The organism is Dyella psychrodurans, assembly GCF_003363265.1.
In the GTDB taxonomy this organism is placed as follows: domain Bacteria; phylum Pseudomonadota; class Gammaproteobacteria; order Xanthomonadales; family Rhodanobacteraceae; genus Dyella_B; species Dyella_B psychrodurans.
In genome coordinates, this window is the sequence record NZ_QRBF01000002.1 from 455,488 (window position 1) to 476,865 (window position 21,378).

The 21,378-nt window shown below is 62.0% G+C and carries 22 protein-coding genes; 11 read left to right on the forward strand and 11 right to left on the reverse strand.

The window, feature by feature from the left end; genetic code table 11:
* Positions 1-9 precede the first annotated feature (9 nt).
* Positions 10-345: a hypothetical protein gene (locus tag DWU99_RS08220; protein WP_233510965.1), complete on the reverse strand. Its 336-nt coding sequence runs from the start codon at positions 343-345 to the stop codon at positions 10-12.
* A 269-nt stretch (positions 346-614) separates the two neighbouring features.
* Here DWU99_RS08220 and DWU99_RS08225 point away from each other — a divergent pair, with 269 nt between their 5' ends.
* A complete protein-coding gene (locus tag DWU99_RS08225; RefSeq protein WP_115477523.1) occupies positions 615-1,163 on the forward strand; it encodes a GNAT family N-acetyltransferase in 549 nt (182 codons plus the stop codon).
* Positions 1,160-1,477 (forward strand): Rieske (2Fe-2S) protein, encoded by a 318-nt coding sequence (locus tag DWU99_RS08230; RefSeq protein ID WP_115477524.1) that lies wholly within the window; start codon positions 1,160-1,162, stop codon positions 1,475-1,477. Before DWU99_RS08225 ends, DWU99_RS08230 begins: the two co-directional genes overlap by 4 nt.
* 5 nt (positions 1,478-1,482) lie before the next feature.
* Here the strand turns inward: DWU99_RS08230 and DWU99_RS08235 are convergent, their stop codons facing one another.
* Genes DWU99_RS08235 through DWU99_RS08250 form a run of 4 tightly spaced genes read right to left on the reverse strand, consistent with a single transcriptional unit; the run spans position 1,483 to position 5,721 of the window.
* On the reverse strand, positions 1,483-2,403 hold the full coding sequence (locus DWU99_RS08235; RefSeq protein WP_115477525.1) for an efflux RND transporter periplasmic adaptor subunit: 921 nt from the start codon (positions 2,401-2,403) through the stop codon (positions 1,483-1,485).
* On the reverse strand, positions 2,400-3,158 hold the full coding sequence (locus DWU99_RS08240) for an ABC transporter ATP-binding protein (protein WP_115477526.1): 759 nt from the start codon (positions 3,156-3,158) through the stop codon (positions 2,400-2,402). The genes DWU99_RS08235 and DWU99_RS08240 overlap by 4 nt, the downstream gene beginning before the upstream one ends.
* Positions 3,159-3,160: 2 nt before the next feature.
* Entirely contained in the window at positions 3,161-4,294 is a 1,134-nt protein-coding gene (locus DWU99_RS08245; protein WP_115477527.1) for an ABC transporter permease, read from the reverse strand.
* Positions 4,294-5,721: an efflux transporter outer membrane subunit gene (locus tag DWU99_RS08250; protein WP_233510966.1), complete on the reverse strand. Its 1,428-nt coding sequence runs from the start codon at positions 5,719-5,721 to the stop codon at positions 4,294-4,296. Before DWU99_RS08250 ends, DWU99_RS08245 begins: the two co-directional genes overlap by 1 nt.
* A 170-nt stretch (positions 5,722-5,891) precedes the next feature.
* Here DWU99_RS08250 and DWU99_RS08255 point away from each other — a divergent pair, with 170 nt between their 5' ends.
* Together DWU99_RS08255 and DWU99_RS08260 are read left to right on the forward strand one after the other, a co-directional pair.
* Entirely contained in the window at positions 5,892-6,623 is a 732-nt protein-coding gene (locus tag DWU99_RS08255; protein ID WP_233510969.1) for an HAD-IB family phosphatase, read from the forward strand.
* A 26-nt stretch (positions 6,624-6,649) separates the two neighbouring features.
* Entirely contained in the window at positions 6,650-8,059 is a 1,410-nt protein-coding gene (locus tag DWU99_RS08260; RefSeq protein WP_115477529.1) for an aspartate aminotransferase family protein, read from the forward strand.
* A 221-nt stretch (positions 8,060-8,280) separates the two neighbouring features.
* Here the strand turns inward: DWU99_RS08260 and DWU99_RS08265 are convergent, their stop codons facing one another.
* Both DWU99_RS08265 and DWU99_RS08270 read right to left on the reverse strand, forming a co-directional pair.
* A complete protein-coding gene (locus DWU99_RS08265) occupies positions 8,281-9,699 on the reverse strand; it encodes a sensor histidine kinase (RefSeq protein WP_199535735.1) in 1,419 nt (472 codons plus the stop codon).
* Positions 9,696-10,370, reverse strand: a complete 675-nt coding sequence (locus DWU99_RS08270) for a response regulator (protein WP_115477530.1) — start codon at positions 10,368-10,370, stop codon at positions 9,696-9,698. The genes DWU99_RS08265 and DWU99_RS08270 overlap by 4 nt, the downstream gene beginning before the upstream one ends.
* A gap of 312 nt (positions 10,371-10,682) precedes the next feature.
* On the opposite strand from DWU99_RS08270, the gene DWU99_RS08275 reads away from it, so the two are divergent.
* Both DWU99_RS08275 and DWU99_RS08280 read left to right on the forward strand, forming a co-directional pair.
* The gene (locus DWU99_RS08275; protein WP_233510970.1) at positions 10,683-12,914 is read left to right on the forward strand and encodes a M1 family metallopeptidase; all 2,232 of its coding nucleotides are present in this window, start codon (positions 10,683-10,685) and stop codon (positions 12,912-12,914) included.
* A gap of 11 nt (positions 12,915-12,925) precedes the next feature.
* Positions 12,926-13,822 carry a hypothetical protein gene (locus DWU99_RS08280; RefSeq protein ID WP_233510972.1) on the forward strand — a complete coding sequence of 299 codons (897 nt, stop codon included), beginning with the start codon at positions 12,926-12,928 and terminating at the stop codon, positions 13,820-13,822.
* 2 nt (positions 13,823-13,824) lie between these two features.
* Here DWU99_RS08280 and DWU99_RS08285 read toward each other — a convergent pair whose 3' ends face one another.
* From DWU99_RS08285 to DWU99_RS08300, 4 genes are all read right to left on the reverse strand, one after another.
* Entirely contained in the window at positions 13,825-14,397 is a 573-nt protein-coding gene (locus DWU99_RS08285; RefSeq protein ID WP_115477532.1) for a HutD/Ves family protein, read from the reverse strand.
* Positions 14,394-14,933 carry a GNAT family N-acetyltransferase gene (locus DWU99_RS08290; protein WP_115477533.1) on the reverse strand — a complete coding sequence of 180 codons (540 nt, stop codon included), beginning with the start codon at positions 14,931-14,933 and terminating at the stop codon, positions 14,394-14,396. Before DWU99_RS08290 ends, DWU99_RS08285 begins: the two co-directional genes overlap by 4 nt.
* 6 nt (positions 14,934-14,939) lie before the next feature.
* Positions 14,940-15,410 (reverse strand): SET domain-containing protein, encoded by a 471-nt coding sequence (locus DWU99_RS08295; protein ID WP_115477534.1) that lies wholly within the window; start codon positions 15,408-15,410, stop codon positions 14,940-14,942.
* Between the two features lie 87 nt (positions 15,411-15,497).
* The gene (locus DWU99_RS08300; RefSeq protein WP_115477535.1) at positions 15,498-15,848 is read right to left on the reverse strand and encodes a ComEA family DNA-binding protein; all 351 of its coding nucleotides are present in this window, start codon (positions 15,846-15,848) and stop codon (positions 15,498-15,500) included.
* 234 nt (positions 15,849-16,082) lie between these two features.
* On the opposite strand from DWU99_RS08300, the gene DWU99_RS08305 reads away from it, so the two are divergent.
* From DWU99_RS08305 to DWU99_RS08325, 5 genes are all read left to right on the forward strand, one after another.
* Positions 16,083-17,513 carry a M20 family metallopeptidase gene (locus DWU99_RS08305; protein WP_115477536.1) on the forward strand — a complete coding sequence of 477 codons (1,431 nt, stop codon included), beginning with the start codon at positions 16,083-16,085 and terminating at the stop codon, positions 17,511-17,513.
* Positions 17,513-18,202 (forward strand): YggS family pyridoxal phosphate-dependent enzyme, encoded by a 690-nt coding sequence (locus DWU99_RS08310; protein ID WP_425476810.1) that lies wholly within the window; start codon positions 17,513-17,515, stop codon positions 18,200-18,202. The genes DWU99_RS08305 and DWU99_RS08310 overlap by 1 nt, the downstream gene beginning before the upstream one ends.
* Before the next feature lie 268 nt (positions 18,203-18,470).
* A complete protein-coding gene (locus tag DWU99_RS08315) occupies positions 18,471-19,175 on the forward strand; it encodes a C40 family peptidase (protein ID WP_115477538.1) in 705 nt (234 codons plus the stop codon).
* A 104-nt stretch (positions 19,176-19,279) separates the two neighbouring features.
* Positions 19,280-19,933: a rhomboid family intramembrane serine protease gene (locus DWU99_RS08320; RefSeq protein WP_115477539.1), complete on the forward strand. Its 654-nt coding sequence runs from the start codon at positions 19,280-19,282 to the stop codon at positions 19,931-19,933.
* Positions 19,934-20,003: 70 nt separating this feature from the next.
* Positions 20,004-21,371, forward strand: a complete 1,368-nt coding sequence (locus DWU99_RS08325; protein ID WP_115477540.1) for an amino acid permease — start codon at positions 20,004-20,006, stop codon at positions 21,369-21,371.
* Positions 21,372-21,378 lie beyond the last annotated feature (7 nt).

Below are 21,378 nucleotides of genomic sequence, written 5' to 3' on the forward strand. Positions count from 1 at the left end.
GCCGGACCGTCACTGGAGGCGTTGTGCGACCACGAAATAGATCAGCGACCCCAGCCCGAAGGCCCCAAGCAACACGGCGACCGCGCCGGGGGTGATGGTGGTCCACCCCGCGATTTGTATGACCCCGAAACCCAGTCCTTCGAGTGCAAGCACCAGACCCCAGCGCAGGGATGCCATCCGGCCCAGATGATCCTCGCCGCGCACGATGGAATCGATAAGCTCCTTCGATTCGCAGGCCTGCAACATCTTGATACGCACTCGCGCGCTGACCAGAAGCTTGATGGCATAGGTAATGCCGAAGGTTATGCAGACAAAAAGCGTCAATGGGACCAAAACGTGTTCCATGATGTCCTCCCGGGTTATCGAGCGCCGCCATGAGCGGGTATGGGGACATAGATACGCCCAGCCGTGCGACGGTTGCAGCAGCGACCGACGCGACCAGGCTCCGTTTTCCGGCATCTACCAGGTTGCGTCTCTCAATCGAGTTGCCGAACAGTGGCATACCCCTGCCATCGCGGACGTTGCTGCGCCTTTTCCAAGGAAAACATCATGCGCTACCCGGCTGTGTAAAAGGCCATCTATGGCTGGATACGCGCGCGGATTATCATCTGCAGATGATTTCCGATATCGCACCTGTTTTTCGCACGGCTACCCAGGCCGACGTTCCGGCCGTCGTGGCCTTGGTCGAATCCGCTTATCGTGGGGACTCCGGCAGGCGGGGGTGGACGACCGAATCCGATCTGCTCGATGGCCGGCGCACGGATGTGCAACTGGTTTCCGAACTGCTGGTGTCGCCGGACAGCGTAGTGCTGCTTGCATCGATCGATAACGTCATGCGTGCTTGCTGCCATGTCGAGCGGCATGACGATTCCGCCTACTTCGGCATGTTTGCCGTCGATCCGTCCTGGCAAGGCAGCGGCCTTGGCAGGCAATTGCTGGGCGAGGCGGAGCGGATGGCTCGCGACGGGTGGCGTTGCGGAATGATGCACATGACGGTGATCGATGTGCGCACAGAGTTGATTGCGTGGTATGAGCGACGCGGCTATCGCCGCACGGGTCAATACAAGCCGTTTCCCTACGGCGACGAGCGCGTCGGTATTCCGCTTCGCGACGATCTGCGTTTCGAATTGCTTATCAAGGAATTGTCAGGAGCCGTGGCGTGAGCGAGACATGGGTTGAGGTGGGTACGCGTTCGGAGCTGTTGCCCGGCGAATTCAAGGTAGTGTGGGATGGCGACACGGCCATTGCCGTGTTCAATGTCGATGGCGATCTGTACGCCGTGGAAGACATCTGCACGCACGACGGCGGCGAGCTGGCCGGCGGCGAGATCCACGGTTTCGAGGTGGAGTGCCCGCGCCATGGTGCACGCTTCGATCTGCGCACGGGCGCGCCGACCTGCCCGCCGGCGTATGAGCCGATACACCGGTTTCCGGTGCGCGAAAGCGATGGCTTGATCTGGACGCGCGACGATCGTTGATGCGGTCAGTGCGACGCGCCGGATGATTGGGGCGCGAACTTCACCACGACGCGCTGACCGATACGCAACGATGCGGACGGCTGCTGATCGAAGGCGAGCACGCATTCCACCGTGCGCGTGTTGGCACGTACCTGCGGATCGTCTTCCAGCGTGCTGGCACCGAACACGTCGCCGATGCGCAGCACATGCGCCTGCAGCGGCGGCATGCCGGCGCCGCTGTCATCGTCCACTTCGGCCTGCATGCCGTCATGCACGACACTCACAAACGATTCGTTGAGCTCGGCGCGCACGATGCGCGGCGCATCGGGCAGCAGTACGAAGATGGGGCCGGCGGCCGGTGACACGGTGGCGCCGGGCTGCACCATGCGCTGCACGATCTGACCATCCACCGGCGCGTGCAGGCTGCGCAATTCCAGTTGGTAGCGCGCGCCGGCAACTTTCTGTGCAGCCAGTGCGGCGTTGGCTTTCGCATTGTCCAGTTCGGCCTGGATTTGTTGCGCGTTTTCCCGCGCGTCGTCGGCGCTCTGGATATCGCCGGCACCGGCCTTCGCGGCCTGCTCCAAACGGGAGGCGCGCAAATCGGCGGATTTCACCCGATCTTCCAGCGCGCTGGCCTGGGCCGTGGCCTGCTGTTGTTCGGCCAGGGCGGAGTCGAGTGCAAGCTTGGCCGGCTCAAGTTTGAGCTGCGCGAGCAGCTGCCCTTTGCGCACATGCTCGCCTTCGTGCACGTCGACGCTGTCGACGATGCCTTCGGTGGGTATCGTCAGTTTAAGAAGGCCGCCTTCGATGTCGATGCGTCCACGTGCGACGGCAGCATAAGCCGGCATCGTCGCCTGGTCGGTCGCCGGCGCCTTGTCTTGCGAGCAGCTGGAGAGCAGCGCCGCTGCAAGCAAGGTCAGCGCGAGGCGAAGGTGACGCGGATTCATGCAGAAGGCTCCTTGGCCTCGGATGCGGTAGGCGGCGAGGACGGGACATGGTCGCTCAGAATACGGCCGTCTTCCATGGCCAGCACGCGGTCGGCATGACCGACCAGACGCGGATCGTGGCTGACGCAAAGCACCGTGGTGCCATGCGTGCGGGCAATGCGATGCAGGATGTCGATGACGGTCTGTCCATTGGCCGCATCGAGCGCGCTGGTCGGTTCGTCGGCGAACAGCAGCTCCGGCTGCTTGGCCAATGCGCGTGCGATCGCGACGCGCTGCTTTTCGCCGCCGGAAAGTTCGGCGGGACGCAGGCGCATGCGCGGCCCCAGGCCCACTTCTTCCAGCGATTCGATCGCGCGCCTTCTCGCCATGCCCTTGGCGAGGCCCATGTAGGTCAATGGAAGTTCCACTTGTTCCAATGCGGTGAGGGCAGGGAACAGATTGAAGCCCTGAAAGACGAAGCCGGTGTGCTGCAGGCGGAAATACTCCAGCTCGCGCATGCCCAGGCCACTCAGCTCTTGCCCGAGCGCCAACACACCGCCCGCATCGGCCGGCTGCAAGCCACTGAGGATGGCCAGCAACGTGCTTTTGCCGCAACCCGAAGGGCCGGAGATAAGCGTCAGCTCGCCCGCGTGGACGTCGAGCCACAGATCGTGCAGCACAGTGCTGTGAACGCGTCCGGATACGAACGATTTTCTTACGCCGCGGGCCTGCAAGGCGGGCGTCCGTAAGGACGATGTGTGAAGTGCCGCGGCCATGTTTACCTCAACAGGCTCGCGGGATCCGCACGGCGCAAGCTGCGCATGGCGGCAAGCCCCGACACGATCGCCAGCGCCATGCTGAGCAAAAGGCAGATTGCGGCGGTGAGCGGATGAAGCTCCATCGGCACGCTTCGATTGCGCGCGATGATCAGCAACACGATGCCGATCACGATGCTGCACACCAGCCCCAGCGCGCCGACCCAGAAGGCTTGTTCCATGATCACCTTGCGCAGCGCGCCGCGGCCGACGCCCAGCGCATTCAACGTGGCGTATTCGCGAATGGAACCGATGACGGCGGCGATCAAGGTCTGACTCGTGATGACGGCGCCGACCAGGAACACGATGCCCGCAAGGAACAGCACGCCTGCGCCTGCACCGGTATCGAGCATCCAATAAAGCTGCGACTGACGCGCGAATTCCTTGGCCGTCCAGACCGTGTACGGACCGAATGCATCCGAGCCGCTCAGCCGCTTGGCGATCATGGTTGCCTTGGACGGATCGCGCAGCTTGGCGACGAAGTACGTCATCATGCCTGCGCCTTCGGGATCGAGATCGAGTACGCGCGCGGTGTCCAGCGAAGAAACGATGTTGACGCCGCCGAGCGCACGCAACCCGCTGCTTACGCCCACGACGCGCACGCGCTGGCCGTTGATGGCGGCGGTGTCGCCGATGTTGACGCCCAGGCTGTCGATATCCGCTTTGTCGACGATCACGGCGCCGGGTTCGTTCAACTTGGCGCGCAGTGCCGGTGGCAATGCGCGCGAGAACATCATGCCGTCGGGACGCGTATCAATGCCGGAGACGAACACCGACACGCCGCCGGTATCGCGCGGACCGCGCCAGTCGGCATCGACCCAGCGGAAAGGTTCGACGCGCGTGACGTCTGGGTCCATGCGAAGTCGCATCGCGACATCTTCACTGATCGGGCGACCAAGGTTGACGCTCTGCGTGCCGGGATAACCGGCCCACAAATCGGCGGACGATCCGGTGATGTAAACGCTCGCGCTGCCGAAGATGCCAAGTACCAGCGCTGCCTGCAACAGCTGCAGCAAGCCGGCGAATCCCACTGCTACCACGGCCGGGAGAAAGCGTCGCCACTCGTGAATCAGCGTTTTGCGCGCCAGCGCCACCATTACCGGGCATCCTTTTTGTGCGAGGACGCATCGTCATTGACGGCGATGTTGGCGGGCGGTAGCGGCGCGCCGCCAAACGCCTTGTAAAGCGATACGTAGGCGAGGTCGCGTTCGGCGCGTGCCGAAATCAGTTCGAGTTGCGCGTTCTGCTGCGCGATCAGTGCGCCTTGCCATTCCAGCGTGCTGCTGAGGCCGAGGCCACGACGCTTGTCCACGGCGGCAGTGCTGCTATCGATCGCTTGCACGGCACGTTCGGCGGCGTCCTCGCGAAGCTGCAATTGCTGCAGGTCGCCCATCGCCGTTTCGGTTTCGGCAACACCTTGCAACACCGCCTGTCGGTAGGCATAGACCGCCGCCTTCAGCTCGTGAGCCTTGGAGTGCGCCTGCGCCACCCGCAGGCCCCAGTCGAACAAGGGCATGTCCACGACCGGGCCGAAGGAGAAGATCCCGTCCCCGGAGCGGAAGAACTGGTGGTGATGCAGAAGATTCACCGACCAATCCAGAGAGCTGCCCAGGCCGATATGCGGGTAGATGTCGGCGCGGCTGAGGCCGGCCTCTCCTGCGGCGCGAAACACATCCGCTTCGGCGCTGGCGATTTCCGGGCGCGTTCGCAGCAGGTCGGCGGGTGCGCTGGTGATTTGCCAGTTGCCCAGTTCGGGCTGCGTGCCCGCGTTCTCCAGCCATGCCGGATCGGGTTCGCTCTGGCCAAGCAGTACCGCAAGCTGCTGTGCATTGGCATTGATCGCGCGTTGCGGGTCAGTGAGCGCAATTTCTGTACGGGCAAGTTCTGCTTCGGCGGCAGCCACATCGGTGGCGGAGGCCAACTTCAGGTTTGCGCGAACCTGGACCAACCGCAGCTTTTCGCGGTCGGCATCGCGTACGGCGATGAGCAGGCGAGCCTGCTGTTGGGCCGTACGCAGTTCGATCCAGCAGCGGGCGACTTCGGCGACCAGCGTGACGTAGGCGCTCTGCCATTGGGCCTGCGCCGCTTCGAGGTTGCCGCTTGCCAGACGGCGTGTGCTCTTCAGGGCGCCAAAGAACGGCAGCTCCCAGACGGCGTCGAAACCCACGATGAAATACGAAGCGCTGGCGTCCGGCTGAATGACCTGGTTGGTATCGGCCCGCAGGCTGGGCAGGTATTTGTCGGTGGCGTGGCTATAAAGCACGCGGACCGCGAGCAATCGTTCGGACGCTGCGGCCTTGTCCAGATTGCCGTCCAGCGCGCGCTCGACCAGGGCGTTCAAGTCGGGATCGTTGAATGCCTGCCACCAGCTATGCAGGTCTGGCCGCGCCGGACTCCCGGCCGGCGCGGCCGGAGCATTGCGCCAGGTTTGCGGTACAGGCGGCTTCAACGCCGGCAGCGGCGTAGCACTGCAGCCCGCCAGCAGGGTCAACGACAGTGCCGGGAGCAGACGCAGGCAGGTCATCGATAGACGACCAAATCGAAGCGGGTGGCGCAAAGCGGACTCGTGCACGGGCTGGAGAACCATTGATGATGCGTGCAAATCGTAAGCATAGCGGGTTGGACCTCTGTTTTGGCTTACTTACATGAGCCTTGCATACCTAGAAAGGAGACAGAAAGGGGTGACTCGCCAAGATGAGTCTCATCTTGATGCTGGAGTGGTGCGTGACTGCCTGGAACATCCTCTGCGACTTTGACGGCACGATCTCCGTCGAAGACGTGATCGACTCGCTGCTCGACCGTTTCGGCCGCCCCGGTTGGGAGGCGCTGGAACAGGATTGGCGCGCCGGTCGCATCGGTTCGCGTGAGTGCATGAGCGGGCAGGTCGGGTTGCTGGACATGCGCAAGGACGAGCTGGACGGCCATCTGGACGGCTTGTGGATCGATCACGCTTTCCCGGCTTTCGTGGCGCGTGCCACGGAGCTGAAAACGCCCATCCGCGTTGTCAGCGACGGTCTGGATTACGCCATTCACCGCATCCTCGGCCGCTATGGCCTGGACCATCTCCCGCTGGCGGCCAACCATCTGGCTCCGGCGACGCCGCCCCGCCAGTGGCAGCTTACCTCGCCGTTCCAGGCCGATGGCTGCCGCAGCGGCACGTGCAAGTGCGCCTGCGCGGCGCAGGCGCGCGCGGGTGGCGCCAAAACCTTGCTGATCGGCGACGGCGCATCCGACTTCTGCGCCGCCGATCGCGTCGATTTCGTATTCGCCAAGCACCGCCTGATCGAGCACTGCCGTGCGGCAGGTATTCCTTACGTGCCGATCACCGGCTTCGAGGATGCGCTCGAATTGTTGCCGCGTCTGCTTGATGGCAGCTTGCTGGCCGAGCACACGCCTCACGTATTGCCAGCGGTTTCCAACTTCTAATCCGTTTTCCCCTTCAGGTTTTTCCCATGAATGCTTACGATCCGAACGCCGCAACAGGCGTGATTCCTGACGCCCAGCTGCTGGCCGACGAGGCGCAGTACAGCTCTTTTGGCGATACCGTTCACTACGTCGATCCGCCGAAGATCTTCCGTCATGGCGAAGGCAGCTGGATGTACGACACCGCCGGCGTGCCGTTCCTCGATCTGCAGATGTGGTACTCGGCCGTCAACTTCGGTTACGGCAACAAGCGCTTGAACGACACGCTGAAGCGCCAGATCGACGTGCTGCCGCAGGTGGCCAGCCAGTATCTCCACCAGACGCGCATCGAACTCGCCAAGACCATTGCAGTCGACGCGCAGCAGAAGTTCGGCCTGAAGGGCCGCGTGCACTTCAACGTCGGCGGCGCGCAGGCGGTGGAGGATTCGCTCAAGCTCGTGCGCAATTACAAGAACGGCAAGAGCCTGATGTTCGCCTTCGAAGGCGGTTATCACGGCCGCACGCTCGGCGCGTCGTCGATTACTTCCAGCTACCGCTATCGTCGTCGCTTCGGTCATTTCGGCGAACGCGCGATGTTCATTCCGTTCCCGTACCCGTTCCGTCGCCCGAAGGGCATGACGCCGGAAGAATATTCCGATGCGTGCGTGCGCCAGTTCGAGCGTCTGTTCGAAACCGAGTACAACGGCGTGTGGGATCCCAAGGTCGGCCAGGCTGAATACGCGGCGTTCTATGTGGAGCCGATCCAAGGCACCGGCGGTTACGTCGTGCCGCCGCGCAATTTCTTCAAAGACCTCAAGAAGGTGCTCGACAAGTACGGCATCCTGATGGTGGTCGACGAAATCCAGATGGGCTTCTGGCGCACCGGCAAGCTGTGGTCGATCGAACACTTCGGCGTGACGCCGGACATCATCGTGTTCGGCAAGGCGCTGACCAATGGCCTCAATCCGTTGTCGGGCCTGTGGGCGCGCGAAGAAATGATCAACCCGACGATCTTCCCGCCGGGCTCCACGCACTCCACCTTCAACTCCAATCCGCTTGGCACGTCGCTCGGTCTTGAAGTGATCAAGATGGGTTACGAGCTGAACTACGAGAAGACCGTGGCCGAGAAGGGCGCGCACTTCCTCGACGCTCTGAAGGATTTGCAGAAGCGCCACAAGGAAATCGGTGACGTCGACGGTTTGGGTTTGGCGCTACGCGCCGAGATCTGCACTGACGACGGCTTCACGCCGAACAAGGCATTGTTGGACAAGATGGTCGACATTGGCCTGGCAGGGGATCTGGAGCACAAAGGCAAGAAGATCGGCCTCGTGCTGGACGTGGGCGGTTGGTACAAGAACGTCATCACGTTCGCGCCGTCGCTGGATATCACCCACGAAGAAATCGATCTCGCCGTTGCGCTGCTCGACCAGTTGCTTACCAAGGCGAAGAAAGCGATGTGATGTGTTTACGCCCTCTTCCTTCCGGGGAGGGGGTTGGGCGAGGTTTCAACCTTGCCGTGTTCTTCATGGTTGCGACGACGTTGCTTTGACTCTCTCGTGCGCGAAGCAACGTTCCCGCAAGCGTGTCCGCTCACCCCATCCCTCTCCCCGGAGGGAGAGGGAGCCAAACTCGGTTTTTGTCGATGTTCCCATGCAGGGGAAGCTGGCAAACACGGCGACGCTCAGGCGTCGCCGTTTTTTTTCGACGCTGGGCAGACAGGCAGCATGATCTCGACGCGCAGGCCGCCTTCGCTGCCCGCCATGTAACGCGCCGATCCGTTGTGCCATTCGGCGATGCGCTGAACGATGGCGAGTCCCAATCCGCTGCCTTCTTCCTGGCAACCCGGCACGCGGAAGAAACGTTCGCCCAATCGCTCGATCCAGTTGGGCGGTACGCCAGGGCCGTTGTCTTCCACGGACAGGCAGATGTGATTGCCTTCGCGAGCGAGCGAGACGGTCATCAGGCTGCCGCGTCCGGCATAGCGCAAGCCGTTGTCGATCAGGTTGTCCAGCATTTCCTGGATGCGATGGCGGTCGCCGTCGATCCACAGCGGCATGGAAGAGCCGTCGTAACCAAGATCGATGCCAGCCGCCAGCGCTTCGTGAACGCGCAGCCCCACCAATTCGGGAATGACCGTCGTGAGATTCAGCGGTTCGGTATCGCCTGCTTCATGCGCGATGGTCTGGGCGCGCGTCAGCGCGAGCAGTTGACTGGAAGTGCGGTTGGCGCGCTGGATCAGACGCTGGATGTGGTTGAGCGCATCCGAGATCGTCTCCGGATCGGAGCTGGACTGCGCGCGTTCCGCGTGCACGCTCAGACCGGCGAGCGGGGTGCGCAATTGATGCGCGGCATCCGCGATGAAGCGTTCGTGCAAGGCAAGCATGCTGCGCAGGCGCCCGAACAATCCATCGATGGTGCGCGTCAGCGGCAGGATTTCCGCCGGCACCTCCGCATCGCCGATGGGCGCGAGATCGTGTTCGCGATTGGCAAGTTGCTCGGTCAGCGGATCGAGCTGACGCAAACCGGTGCGGACGCCGAACCACACGAGCAGGAATGCCGCAATGATCAACAGCGCTTGCGCAGGAATGCTGAGCAGAAGAATCTGCCGCGCTTCCTGATGACGATCGCGCAGCGTTTCGGCGACAGTCACTTCCAGCTCATCGCTCGGATCGCGGGTGTCGCTTATCAACACGCTGGCCGCGCGCAATGCGTGCTTGTCGATCTGCACGTCGTAGAGCAACGGCGCATCGCCCTTGTGCGACATGCCGCTGGGCGGCCGTACGGCCGGATTGCCGGCGATCAGCCCGTGCCTGGTGCTGAAGACGCTGAAATAGTTGCGACCTTCCGGTTCGTATTCGAGCAGGAACTGTGCCTGCGACGAAACGCGGCCATCCGGGCTTTCGGTGGCCATCATCTGAACCAGTGTCAACGTGTCGTTGATGAGGTCTTTGTCGTGAACGTGATTGGCGTAGATCAGCGCACCGACGTAGGTGATAAGGCTGTTTACCAGCAGCAACACCATCAACGGCACCAGCAGCGTGGTCATCAGGCGCCTGCGCAGGCTCTGGCGTCCATCGCGCCACAGCATACGCTGGCTCATGCTTCCTTCACCTCTTCCAGCAGATAACCGAGGCCGCGAATGGTGCGCACCTGCGTGCCGGAATCGACCAGTTTGCGACGCAAGCGGTAGATCGCGATATCCAGGCCGTTGTCGGTAAGTTCTTCGTCCCAGCTGCACAGTGCCTCGATAAGCTGGGCACGACTGGTCACGCGGTCGGGTCGGGCGGCGAGTGCTTCGAGCAGGCCGAATTCGCGTGCGGTGAGTTCGAGCGGCGTGTCTTCGACCCATGCGCGATGACCGGGGAGATCGAGGCGCAAACGTCCCAACGTAAGCTCCGGCGCACCTTGCGTGGTGTAGCGACGCAGCAGCGCGCGCACACGCGCTTCGAATTCGGCCAGCGCAAACGGCTTGACCAGATAATCGTCCGCGCCCAGATCCAGCACGCGCACGCGTTCGCGCAGGCCTTCGCGCGCGGTGATCACCAACACGGGCAAACCGCTTCCACGGCGACGCACGCGCTGCAGCACTTCACTCCCATCCAGCCCGGGAAGGCCGAGGTCGAGCACCAGCAGATCGTATGGCGTGTCCTTGAGCGCAGCGTCCGCACGCACGCCATCAGATACATGGTCAACGGCATGACCGCCCTGACGCAGCGCCGCACTCACGCCGGCGGCGATGGAGGGATCGTCTTCGGCTATCAGGATGCGCATGATCCGCGGGCTCCTTCAAGCGCATGTCGCTTCAGTATTATTTTCATGGATTTCAGAAACTTCCGGTGCTTTATGCACACGTCGCGTGCCCCGATGCGTGCAGCTTAACGCTTGCGGTGCAGCGCGCACAGATCCAGACAGGTAAGGTATAAGGGACAAGCGAGCTGCTACCGAGTTCATGACAGGTCGCCGCAAGGGCGTCGAACCTTCATGCATGTCCCAAGGAATGGCCGTGACCTATGGCCGATGTTCCCTGGATGGGCTTGCCTCACGCTCGACAATCATCGCCATCATCTCGAGGGGAGACGCACGATGAGGTTTGCATGGGGAAGGGGCGGGCCGTGGCTCGCCGCATGGGTCGTGTTGTGGTCGTGCCAGGCTGGAGCGCAGACGAAGGCGCCTGCTGCGAATCCGCAGCCTGCTTTGACGTCGACGATGGCGAACGCAGAGGAAGAAATTCCCTTCGCGCCGGCGCACGACACCATCATCACGCAACAGAGCGCTGCCAATGCGTGGGGCGGCGAGCGCACGGGCAACGAGCCCACGCTTTCCGATCGCGTCGTGAGCTACAACATCGATGCGGAGCTGGATGCCGCCAAGCATGCGGTCACCGGCAAGGAGCACATGACGTGGCGCAATCGCAGCGACCGCGAGGTGCGGAGCGTCTACTTCCACATGTATCTCAATGCCTTCCAGAACGAAGGCAGCACATTCTTTACCGAGCGCAAAGTTTTGACCGCGCATGGTTCGTCGCGCGGCAATGCCGTGCTTGAAAAAGGGCAATGGGGTTGGGTCCGCTTGCAGCAAGTGCAGCAGAACGGCGCGGATCTGAAGTGGAGCTACGTCCATCCCGATGGCGGCCCGGAGACGGATCAGACCGTCGTACGCATCGACCTTGCGCAACCCGTGCCTGCCGGCGGCACACTCGCCTTGGATATCAACTTCCTGAGCCAATTACCGCGCGTGGTGGAACGCACGGGCTGGTGGGGCGACTTCAACCTGATCGGACAGTGGTTCCCGAAGATCGCCGTACTGGAACTGCCGGGTGAACGCGGCGCCACGCAGGTACGCTGGAACGCGCACGAATTCCACTTCAACAGCGAGTTCTATGCCGACTTCGGTTTGTACGATGTGCACCTGACGGTGCCGAGCGATTACACGGTGGGTGCGGTCGGCAAGCTGCAGGGAACGCCGGTACAGAAGGGCGGCAAAACCACGTATCACTACGTGCAAGGCGACGTGCACGATTTCGCATGGGTGGCCGCGAAGGGCTTCAAGACGCTGGACGGCACCTACGAAGGACCTGGCAGCCCGAAGGTGGCAGTGCGCGTGATCTATCCGCCGGAATACGAAGGCGCCGCTGCGCCGACGCTGAAATCGAGCATTGATGCCATCGGTTACTTCTCCAGAACACTTGGCCCGTATCCCTATGAAACGGTGACCGCCGTCATTCCGCCTTACAACGCGAACGAGGCGGGTGGCATGGAGTATCCGACCTTCTTCACTTCCGAAGGTTTCAAAAAGGTCGAGCCGGATACGTACGCGCAGATGTTCAGCGATTTCGTGAACATCCATGAATTCGGCCACGGTTATTTCTACGGCATCATTGCTTCCAACGAATTCGAAGAGCCCATGCTCGACGAGGGTTGCAACGAATATTGGGACAACCGCATGTTGCGCGAGCGCCACCAGGATCTGGTGCTTGCCACGCCGTTCACCAAATCGTTGGGTATCACGCCGCACTTTAATGGCTTTGTGTTCGAACGCCTCACCGCCACCTTGTATCACCCGGCCGATCCGCTCGCCCAGAACAGCTGGGATCGCCTGTCGGGCACAAGCTACGGTACGGTCTATTCGCGGACCACAACGGCCATGCACGATCTGGAGGAACGCCTTGGCAAACCTGCCTTGGAGCGCGCCTACCGCCTCTATTACCAGCGCTGGCGTTTCCGTCATCCGTCCGTGGCCGATTTGCGCGCGGCGCTGATCGACAGTTCCGGCAATGCCAAGGATGTCGATGCGATCTTCAACGAGTATGTCTACGGCACCGCGTTTATCGACGACAAGGTGGCGGACATCGACTCGTACGAAGTGCTGCCAGAGGCGGGTGTGACGTGGAAAGACGGCAAGCAGACCGAGGTGGTCGCCAAGGAGCTGGACAAGCAGGTCGACAAGGAGCGCAGCGACTGGGACAAGGCGCATCCCCATGCGAAACCCGGCGCCCCGGGTCCTTTTCCGTGGCACAGCACCGTGACCGTCACGCGTAGCGGTGTGTCGGCACCCGAAGTGTTGCGCGTGACCTTCGAGGACGGTACGCATCAAGACGTCACCTGGAACGACGATCGTCGCTGGGCACGTTTCGATTTCATCAAGCCCGGCAAGGCGGTATCGGCCGAGCTCGATCCGGATCAGCACAACTATCTCGATCGCGACAAGCTCAACAACAGCTTGACGACCCAACCCAATGGCGCAGCTTCGAGGCGCTGGACTGCCGACGTAGCCGCCGTGCTGCAGACCCTTTACTCCATGCTGGTGACACTGTGATGGCCAACAACATGTCTCGTTCCGCAGGCTTGGGTGCTCTGCTGTCCGCCATGGTCGCGGCCGTTCAGTGGCGTTTGCTGCTGCTGTGGATGTTGATCATGCTGATACCGGCGACGGTGGTTGCGTTGCCGTTGTGGAAGATGCTGGGCGGCATGATGGATACCTCAGTGCATTCCGCCGAATGGGCGCAGCACTTCAACGATCTCATGTTTAGTGACGTGATCATGAGCCTCTCCGAGCATCCGCAATGGCTGACGGCGGCAACCTTGCTGGGGTTGTTGTTTACCTTGCTGCTGTCGCCGTTCCTGGATGGCATGATCGTCGGCAGCGGTCGCGCCGGGCGCCGCCTGAGCTTCGGCGCATTGTTGCAAAACGGCCTGATCGAATACGGCCGCATGTTTCGGGTGATGCTCTGGTCGGTGCTGCTTTACGGCATCGTCGCAGCGGTGTTCGGCGCGGCATCGCATATGACGGAGAAGCACGCGGAAACGGCCGTGCTCGAGTCGCAGGTCGACGCTTACCACAGCATCGTGCACTGGGTGCTGTTGATCGTATTCGTGCTTGTGCAGTCGATCGTGGAGTCCACGCGCTCGGCTTTCATCGCCGATACGAGCTTGCGTTCGGCCACACGTGCATTGGGGCGTGGTTTCCGGCAGTTATTCAAGCGCCCGCTGCGCACCTTGCTGTTCTACATCGTCGTGACGCTGGTTGGCTTGCTGATGGCGTCGGTGTTTGCGGTGGCGCGCATCCACGTCACCGCGTTCGGCATGGGCTTCCTGATTGCGCTGGTGCTCAGCCAGCTGATCGTGGTGGCGATTGGCTGGATGCGCACGGCGCGCCTGTTCGCCTTGGCCGGAGTGGCTCGGTCGATCGTTCCGGGTTCCAGGCCGCAGGCCGAGTATCGATAAGCTCAGTGTCCGGTGGCGAGCTGGACTAACACCAGCTCGCCACCGCCTTCGATGTGCACGCGCTCACCGGGCTGTGCGTCGATCCAGAGATTTGCGCCGGCATTGACGGCGAGATGTTCGTCGTTCACCTGGATCTCGGCGTGGCCGCCGAGCACGTGCACGAACCATCGCCATCCGGCGCGCAACGGCAGCCACATGCTGCCATTCAAGGGCCTGGCAATAAGCTCACCTTCCGCCGAGCCCCGCAGCATCAGATTGAACGCACGCGTGGGGCCTTCCGGAAGTAAGGCATAAGGCGCATCGCCGCCATCGAAACGGGTGACCGAGAGACGGAGCAGGGGCGTCGTCCGTGCATCGTTGAAACGCAATTGGACCGGGGCATCCAGCGGCACGAACTGCCTTCGCGTATCGGCGAAGGTTGAAAACGCGGTTTCCTGAGCAATGTCGGCGATGCTCAGCCGCCAACGCCAGTCGGCGTCGTCAGGTTCGCTGGCGATGACGGTCGTGGTGCCTGCGCCATTGGCCCACGCCTGCGTGCGCAACGACGTCGCATCCACGAGACGCAACGCGTTCATGCGTAGGCGCGACGAAACTCGCGGTGCGGAGGGTAGTAGGCGAAGATGTGGGTATCGCTACCGAAGAAGTCGATGTCTTCGATATGTTCGCCACCCAGGCGCTCCGCAACGCGATCCGATGCATCATTGCCCACGCGCACCATGCTGATCACGCGCTGCATATGCAGATGTTCCCACGCAAACTCGAGCACGGCGGCGCCGGCTTCCGTGGCGTATCCATGGTGGCGGTGTTCGGGCTTGAGCATCCAGCCCAATTCGACGTCGGGCCAGCCTTCCGGGTGCAGTAATCCTGCGCGGCCGATGAATTCGCCGGTGGACTTCAGTTCCAGTGCCCACATGCCGTAGCCGCGCAGTTGCCAGTGACCGATCAGCATGGCCAGCGAGCGCCACGCGTTGGTGCGGTCGAGCGGCATGCCGTCGCCGATCCAGCGCGTGCTCTCCGGATCGGCGAGCATGGAGGCGTAGTCGTCGAAATGACGTTCGGTAAGTGCGCTAAGGCGCAGGCGCGCAGTTTCGAGGGTAGGGATCTCGATCATGTCGGATCAGTCAATGAGGCTTGCGCCGTCCAGCACGTGGGCCAGCGCGCGGGTCGTCGTCGTCAGACTCTCGTACCAGGACAGACCCACTATTTTCTCACCAGTTGCCGTGTCAATAAAGTCCTCGGCCTGGCCTGGGGGCAGCAGGTGGCGATAGTCCACGGTCATTTCGGTGCCGGCAGGCAGATCGCGCGATGCAAAGACAAAGCCCAGGTGCCATAGGCCCGTGGGTTCGAAGCTGTGGTTGACGAAACACTCATCGGGCCAGTCGGTCGAGATCGTGTAACGGTCTTCGAACCAGCGGGCGCTGGCGTACATCTGATCCGGGTGGGCCAGAAGCTCGTCAAACCGATACGTCTTATCGATCGTGTCCGGCGCGATGACGATGCTGCCTGCCCTTACGGGTTCATCCAGGAAAAGACCTTTGCCCGCACCGCTGATTCGGGAGGCGTCAATTCGGTAGCGCGGAACGATCATGGCGGCGGGCGTATCGCGAGCGGCAGAACCAGCGCGCGAGTGTACTGCGGTACGGCCCGGAATGGACCGTACCCTTGGCTTGATGGCTTATTCGCCCGCCGCCTCGGTGGTGGGCTTGGGGGTTTTGGCGTGTTTCTTGGACTTGGCGGGTGCGTCACCCGGCTTTGCGCCTTCGCCGGAAAGCAGGATGGCGTCGTGGTTGCGCTCCAGCGTCGCCTTGCCAATGCCCTTGACCTGACTGAGGTCATCGACATTCTTGAACGGGCCGTGTTCGTCGCGGTACGCGACGATGGCCTTGGCCTTGGCCAATCCAATGCCATCCAGTGCATTGGCAATGGTTGCGGCGTCGGCCGTGTTGATGTTGACGGGCGTGGCGGCGAAGGCGGACCAGCCAGTGGCCAGCGTGAGGCCGACGATGGCGACGATTTTCTTGAGCATGGGTATCTCCCTAGGGTCGAAGTAAAGCGGCGTTCCCAACGCCGCGATATCACTGTGCACTGCTCGTCACGCATAGGCACAGTCGGCGCAGCGCGTGCGGCGGTGGTTGTGCAAGGCCAAGGCTGTCGTCGGCATCCGGAGGCATGAACTGTGGGCAAGTAGCCCGTCGGTCATTCGCGGGGCCAGAAAGCGAGGCTGTTAGAATCGTCTTTTGACCTTTTCGATGGAGTCCGCATGGATACCGCGCGTATTACCCGTTACATCAGCGATCTCTGGGATGCCGAAATCGTGCCTCAGCTGATGGATTACATCCGGATTCCCAACAAATCGCCGATGTTCGACAAGGACTGGGCGGCACACGGTCACATGGACGCCGCCGTGAAGCTGATGGAAACGTGGGCACGGACCAAGCTGCCGTCGCTTCCGGGCGCCAGGCTGGAAGTCGTGCGACTGGAAGGCCGCACGCCGCTGATCTACATCGAAGTGCCGGGGCAGAACGACGATACGGTTGTGCTGTACGGCCATCTCGACAAACAGCCCGAAATGACTGGCTGGTCGGAAGGTCTGGGCCCGTGGACGCCGGTGATCAAGGGCGACAAGCTCTATGGTCGCGGCGGCGCCGACGACGGCTACGCGATCTTCGGCTCGCTGGCTGCCTTGCTCGCATTGCAGGAGCAGGGCATTCCGCACGCACGCTGCGTCATCATGATCGAAGCATGCGAAGAGTCCGGCAGTTACGACTTGCCTTACTACGTGGACCATCTTGCCTCGCGCATCGGCAATCCGTCGCTGGTCGTGTGCCTGGATTCGGGTTGCGGCAATTACGATCAGCTGTGGCTGACCACGTCGCTGCGCGGCATGACCGGCGGCGAGCTGACAGTGCAGGTGCTGGAAGAGGGCGTGCACTCGGGCGATGCGTCCGGCGTGGTGCCTTCCAGTTTCCGCATCCTGCGCGATCTGCTATCGCGCCTCGAAGACCCCGAAACCGGCCGCATCAAGCCGAAAGAGCTGTATGCGGAAATCCCGCAGCAGCGTATCGATCAGGCCAAGATCTCGGCGGGTGTGCTGGGCAACGCCGTCTACACCAAATTCCCCTTCGTCGAAGGCATGCACCCGGTGACGGAAGATCTCACCGAACTGGTCCTCAACCGCACATGGCGTCCGCAACTCGCGGTCACCGGCGTGGACGGCATGCCGCCGCTGGAAAGCGCGGGTAACGTGCTGCGTCCGAAAACGGCGGTGAAGCTCAGCTTGCGCGTTCCGCCCACGCTCGATGGCGCGAAAGCGGGCGAATTCGTCAAGCAATTGCTGGAAAATGACCCTCCTTACGGCGCCAAGGTGCAATTCAAGCTGGAAAAGGATGGCAGCGGCTGGAACGCGCCGCAGCTGTCGCCGTGGCTCGAAAAGGCCGTCGCCGACGCCTCCCGGCAATATTTCGGTGCGCCGGCAGCGTACATGGGCGAAGGTGGCTCGATTCCCTTCATGGGCATGCTGGGCAGCAAGTTCCCGCAGGCGCAGTTTTTGATCACCGGTGTGCTGGGGCCACAGTCCAACGCGCACGGTCCCAATGAGTTCATCCATATCCCGACCGGCAAGAGGGTGTCGATGGTGGTCGCCGACGTCGTCGCGCGTCATTTTCAGCAGGCGGCAACGAGGTCCTCTTGATCGACGCCGCGCATCTGGCCGAGAACTGGGCGGCTGTTCGGCGGCGGGTCGACGAGGCTTGCCTTGCGGCGGGGCGCGACCCTGCCGACGTGGCTGTGCTGCCTGTCAGCAAGACCTTCGGGCCCGATGCCGTGCGCGCAGCGATGGCGCTGGGTCTGCGCCGTTTCGGCGAGAACAAGGTGCAGGAGATTCGGGACAAGGCCGCCGCACTGTCGGACGTTTCAGTCGAATGGGTGGTTATCGGGCACCTGCAGACCAACAAGGCGAAGGACGTGGCCAGGCTGGCCAGCGAAGTGCAGTCGCTGGACCGGCTGGATCTCGCCGACGCCTTGCACAGCCGGCTGCAGGCCCTGGGTCGCAGCCTGGATGTCCTGGTGCAAGTGAAAACGGCTCGCGAAGAAACCAAGTCGGGCCTGTCGCCTGAAGACCTGCCGGCCTTTCTCGAGCGATTGCGAGCCTATCCCACCCTGCGCGTGCGGGGCCTCATGACCCTCGCAACCCTTTCCGAGGACGAAGGAGAGGTCAGGGCCTGTTTCCGGCAATTGCGGGAGCTGCGTGATCAATGCGCCACGGACGGGCATGGCTTGCCCCGGCTTTCGATGGGGATGAGCGCGGATTTTCCACTGGCAATAGCCGAAGGAGCGACCGAAGTGCGGATTGGAACCGCGATTTTCGGTAGGCGTTTCTGACACTTTCGTGTGCGCTTCGTCGCAATACGGCGTAAAGATTGCGGAAAAATTAAATCGCGCTTGTCGGCCAACCTTCTGAAGCATTCAATAATTTTATTTATATTCAATACCTTGTGATGAGTTTTGGGTGATTTTTGAGTTTTAAAACGATGGAGTTTAGTTAACTTCATCCGAACATGCGCCGGCGTTTGCTTTGTTACTTTCACTGCTTCGTCACGGTCGCCCGAGGGGGGACGACCGGATAAGTAACCGCCCAGAGATCCACCGCATGCTGAAAACGCGACTCGTACTCGCCGCGCTTGTCGCTGCTATGTGCTTTTCCGGACCGGCCTTGGCCGCCACCGATAGCAGCCTCCAGGCTCAGGTATCCGCCAAGGTTTCCTCGACGTTGCTTGATCCGCTTGCCGCCTTCACACCCGCGCCGACCATGGCGCAGTCCACCCTTCCCACTCAGTTGCCCATCGCGGCGCTCGCACCGGCCAAGAAGGCCGATACCGCAGCCAGCCAGCCCGGCAATGCCGGTGAATTCAGCGATGCCATGCTTGGCCAGGATCTGCGCGATACGCTGATCGGCCTGGCCATGCAGTTGCGCAATGTGCGCTATGTGCGCGGTGGCCGCGATCCGTCCAAGGGCTTCGATTGCAGCGGATTCGTGCGTTACGTGTTCGAGCGCGCCATTGGCCTGCAGCTGCCGAGCAACTCGGCGTCGCAGTACCTGATCGGTCACATCGTCTCTCGCGGCGACATGCAGCCCGGCGATCTGGTGTTCTTCCGCACGGCGGGTCGCCAGGGTAAGGGTCGTGTGTCGCACGTTGGCATTTATATTAGCGACGGACACTTCATCCATTCCCCGCGTCGTGGTGAATCCGTGCGCGTGGACAGTCTCGCGGACAGCTACTGGGCGAAGCGCTTCGCGGGCGCTCGTCGTCCGGACGCCATGGCACAGATCGCCTCCGGCACGCACAACGGCTGATTTCCCTCGTTGCAGTCACCGCTAGCAAAAGGCCACCTGACGGGTGGCCTTTTTCGTTTGGCACGCCGTGACCGATACTAGCGCCGCTTTCCATCGAGGTTCTTATGCCGACCAACCTGCCGCCCGTAACCCGCAACTTGCTGATCATCAACATCGTGGTGTTCGCATTGCAGCAGGTGATGAACGATACCCTGATCGCTCACTTTGCCTTGTGGCCCTGGGGGCCGGATCAGCTTGCGCAAGGCGCCGACGGCAGCGTGGTTTCGGTAGGTTTCCGCGTGTGGCAGCTGGTGAGCTACGGCTTCATGCATGGCGGGTTCACGCATATCTTCTTCAACATGTTCGCGCTGTACATGTTTGGTGGTGCCATCGAGCGCACCTTTGGGTCGCGCAATTTCACGGTGTACTACTTCGTATGCATGATTGTCGCGGCACTGGCGCAACTGGTGATCGTGAAGTACTACACCCATGGCTTTGCGCCGACACTCGGTGCATCCGGCGCCGTCTTCGGCCTGTTGCTCGCGTTCGGTATGCTGTATCCGCAAGAAAAGCTGATGCTGATCTTCCTGCCGATTCCGATTCCGGCCTGGCTGTTCGTGATCGGCTACGGTGCTGTCGAGCTGGTGCTCGGGGTGACCGGCCGACAGGCGGATGTGGCGCATTTCGCCCATCTGGGCGGTATGCTGGGCGGCTTTCTGATGATCGAATACTGGCGCGGAAAGTTTCCGATCAAACCCAAGCGCCGGTTGATGCGTTGAGTTCGACGAAGCGGTCCGAAACCGTTTCTTCGACGCTCGTCCAACGTTTTTATACGAACAGGCTCCATTCATGACCCAACATCTGCAGCGCCGATTGACCTCGCGCCTCATCACCTTCATGGCGCTGGGCATGGCCATCGGCGCCGGCCTGTTCCTCGGTTCGGCCAGCTCCATCCAACTGGCCGGTCCGTCGGTGATTTTCGCGTATCTGTTTGGCGGCCTGATGATCTTCATCATCATGCGTGCACTCGGCGAGATGGCCGTGCATGATCCGGTCGCAGGTTCGTTCAGCAGCTATGCGCACCGTTACCTGGGGCCGTTTGCCGGATACCTCACCGGTTGGAATTATTGGCTGCTGATGGTGGGCGTGGGCATGGCCGAGAGCACGGCCGTGGGCATTTACATGAAGGAATGGCTTCCGGACTTGCCCCAGTGGATCTGGGTGTTCGGCAGTGCGGTGGCGATCGGTACGCTCAACCTGATGGCGGTGCGTGTTTACGGCGAGATGGAATTCTGGTTCACCATGATCAAGGTGGTGACCGTGGTGCTGATGATCCTCGGCGGCGCGGCAATGATCTGGTTCGGCTGGGGTAACGGTGGTCATCCGGTGGGCTTCAGCAACCTGTGGAGTCATGGCGGCTGGTTCCCCAACGGTATGCACGGCATGGTGCTGGCGCTGCCGATCGTGGTATTCGCCTTTGGCGGCATCGAGACCATCGGCATGGCGGCCGGCGAGGCGGCGCACCCGGAGCGCAATATTCCGCGCGCGGTCAATTCGGTGCTTTGGCGCATCATGATTTTCTATGTCGGTGCGCTAGTGGTGATCATGGCGATCTATCCGTGGGATCAGCTCGGCACGCAGGGAAGTCCGTTCGTCACCACATTCGCCAAGCTCGGCATTCATCAGGCGGCGGGAGTGATCAATTTCGTGGTGATCACCGCGGCGCTCTCGGGCTTCAACAGCACCATGTTCAGCGGCAGCCGCATGCTCTACAGCCTGTCGCACAAGGGGCAGGCACCTGCGGTGCTCGGCAAGGTGAACGAGCACGGCGTGCCGACGCGCAGCGTGCTGGCGTGCCTGGCGTGTCTGATCATCGGCGTGCTGCTCAACTACCTGCTGCCTGGGCGCATTTTCGCGGTGATGATGTCGGTCTTGTCGTTCAATACCGTGTGGACGTGGAGCATGGTGTTGATCGCGCACTTCAGCTTCCGCCGGCGTTACGGCAAGACGACGTTTCCGCTGCGCGTGTGGCCGCTGAGCAGTGCGGTGTGCCTGGCGTTCCTGCTGTTTGTGGTGGTGATGCTCGGCTACAGCCCGGATACGCGCGTGGCGTTGTATGTCGGCGCCGCGTGGGTGGTGCTGTTGAGCGTTGCCTATCTGGCATTTGGCATCGGGCGGCGCATGTCGGTCGCCGCGACCGATGCCAGCATGGTGTGAGTGTTCG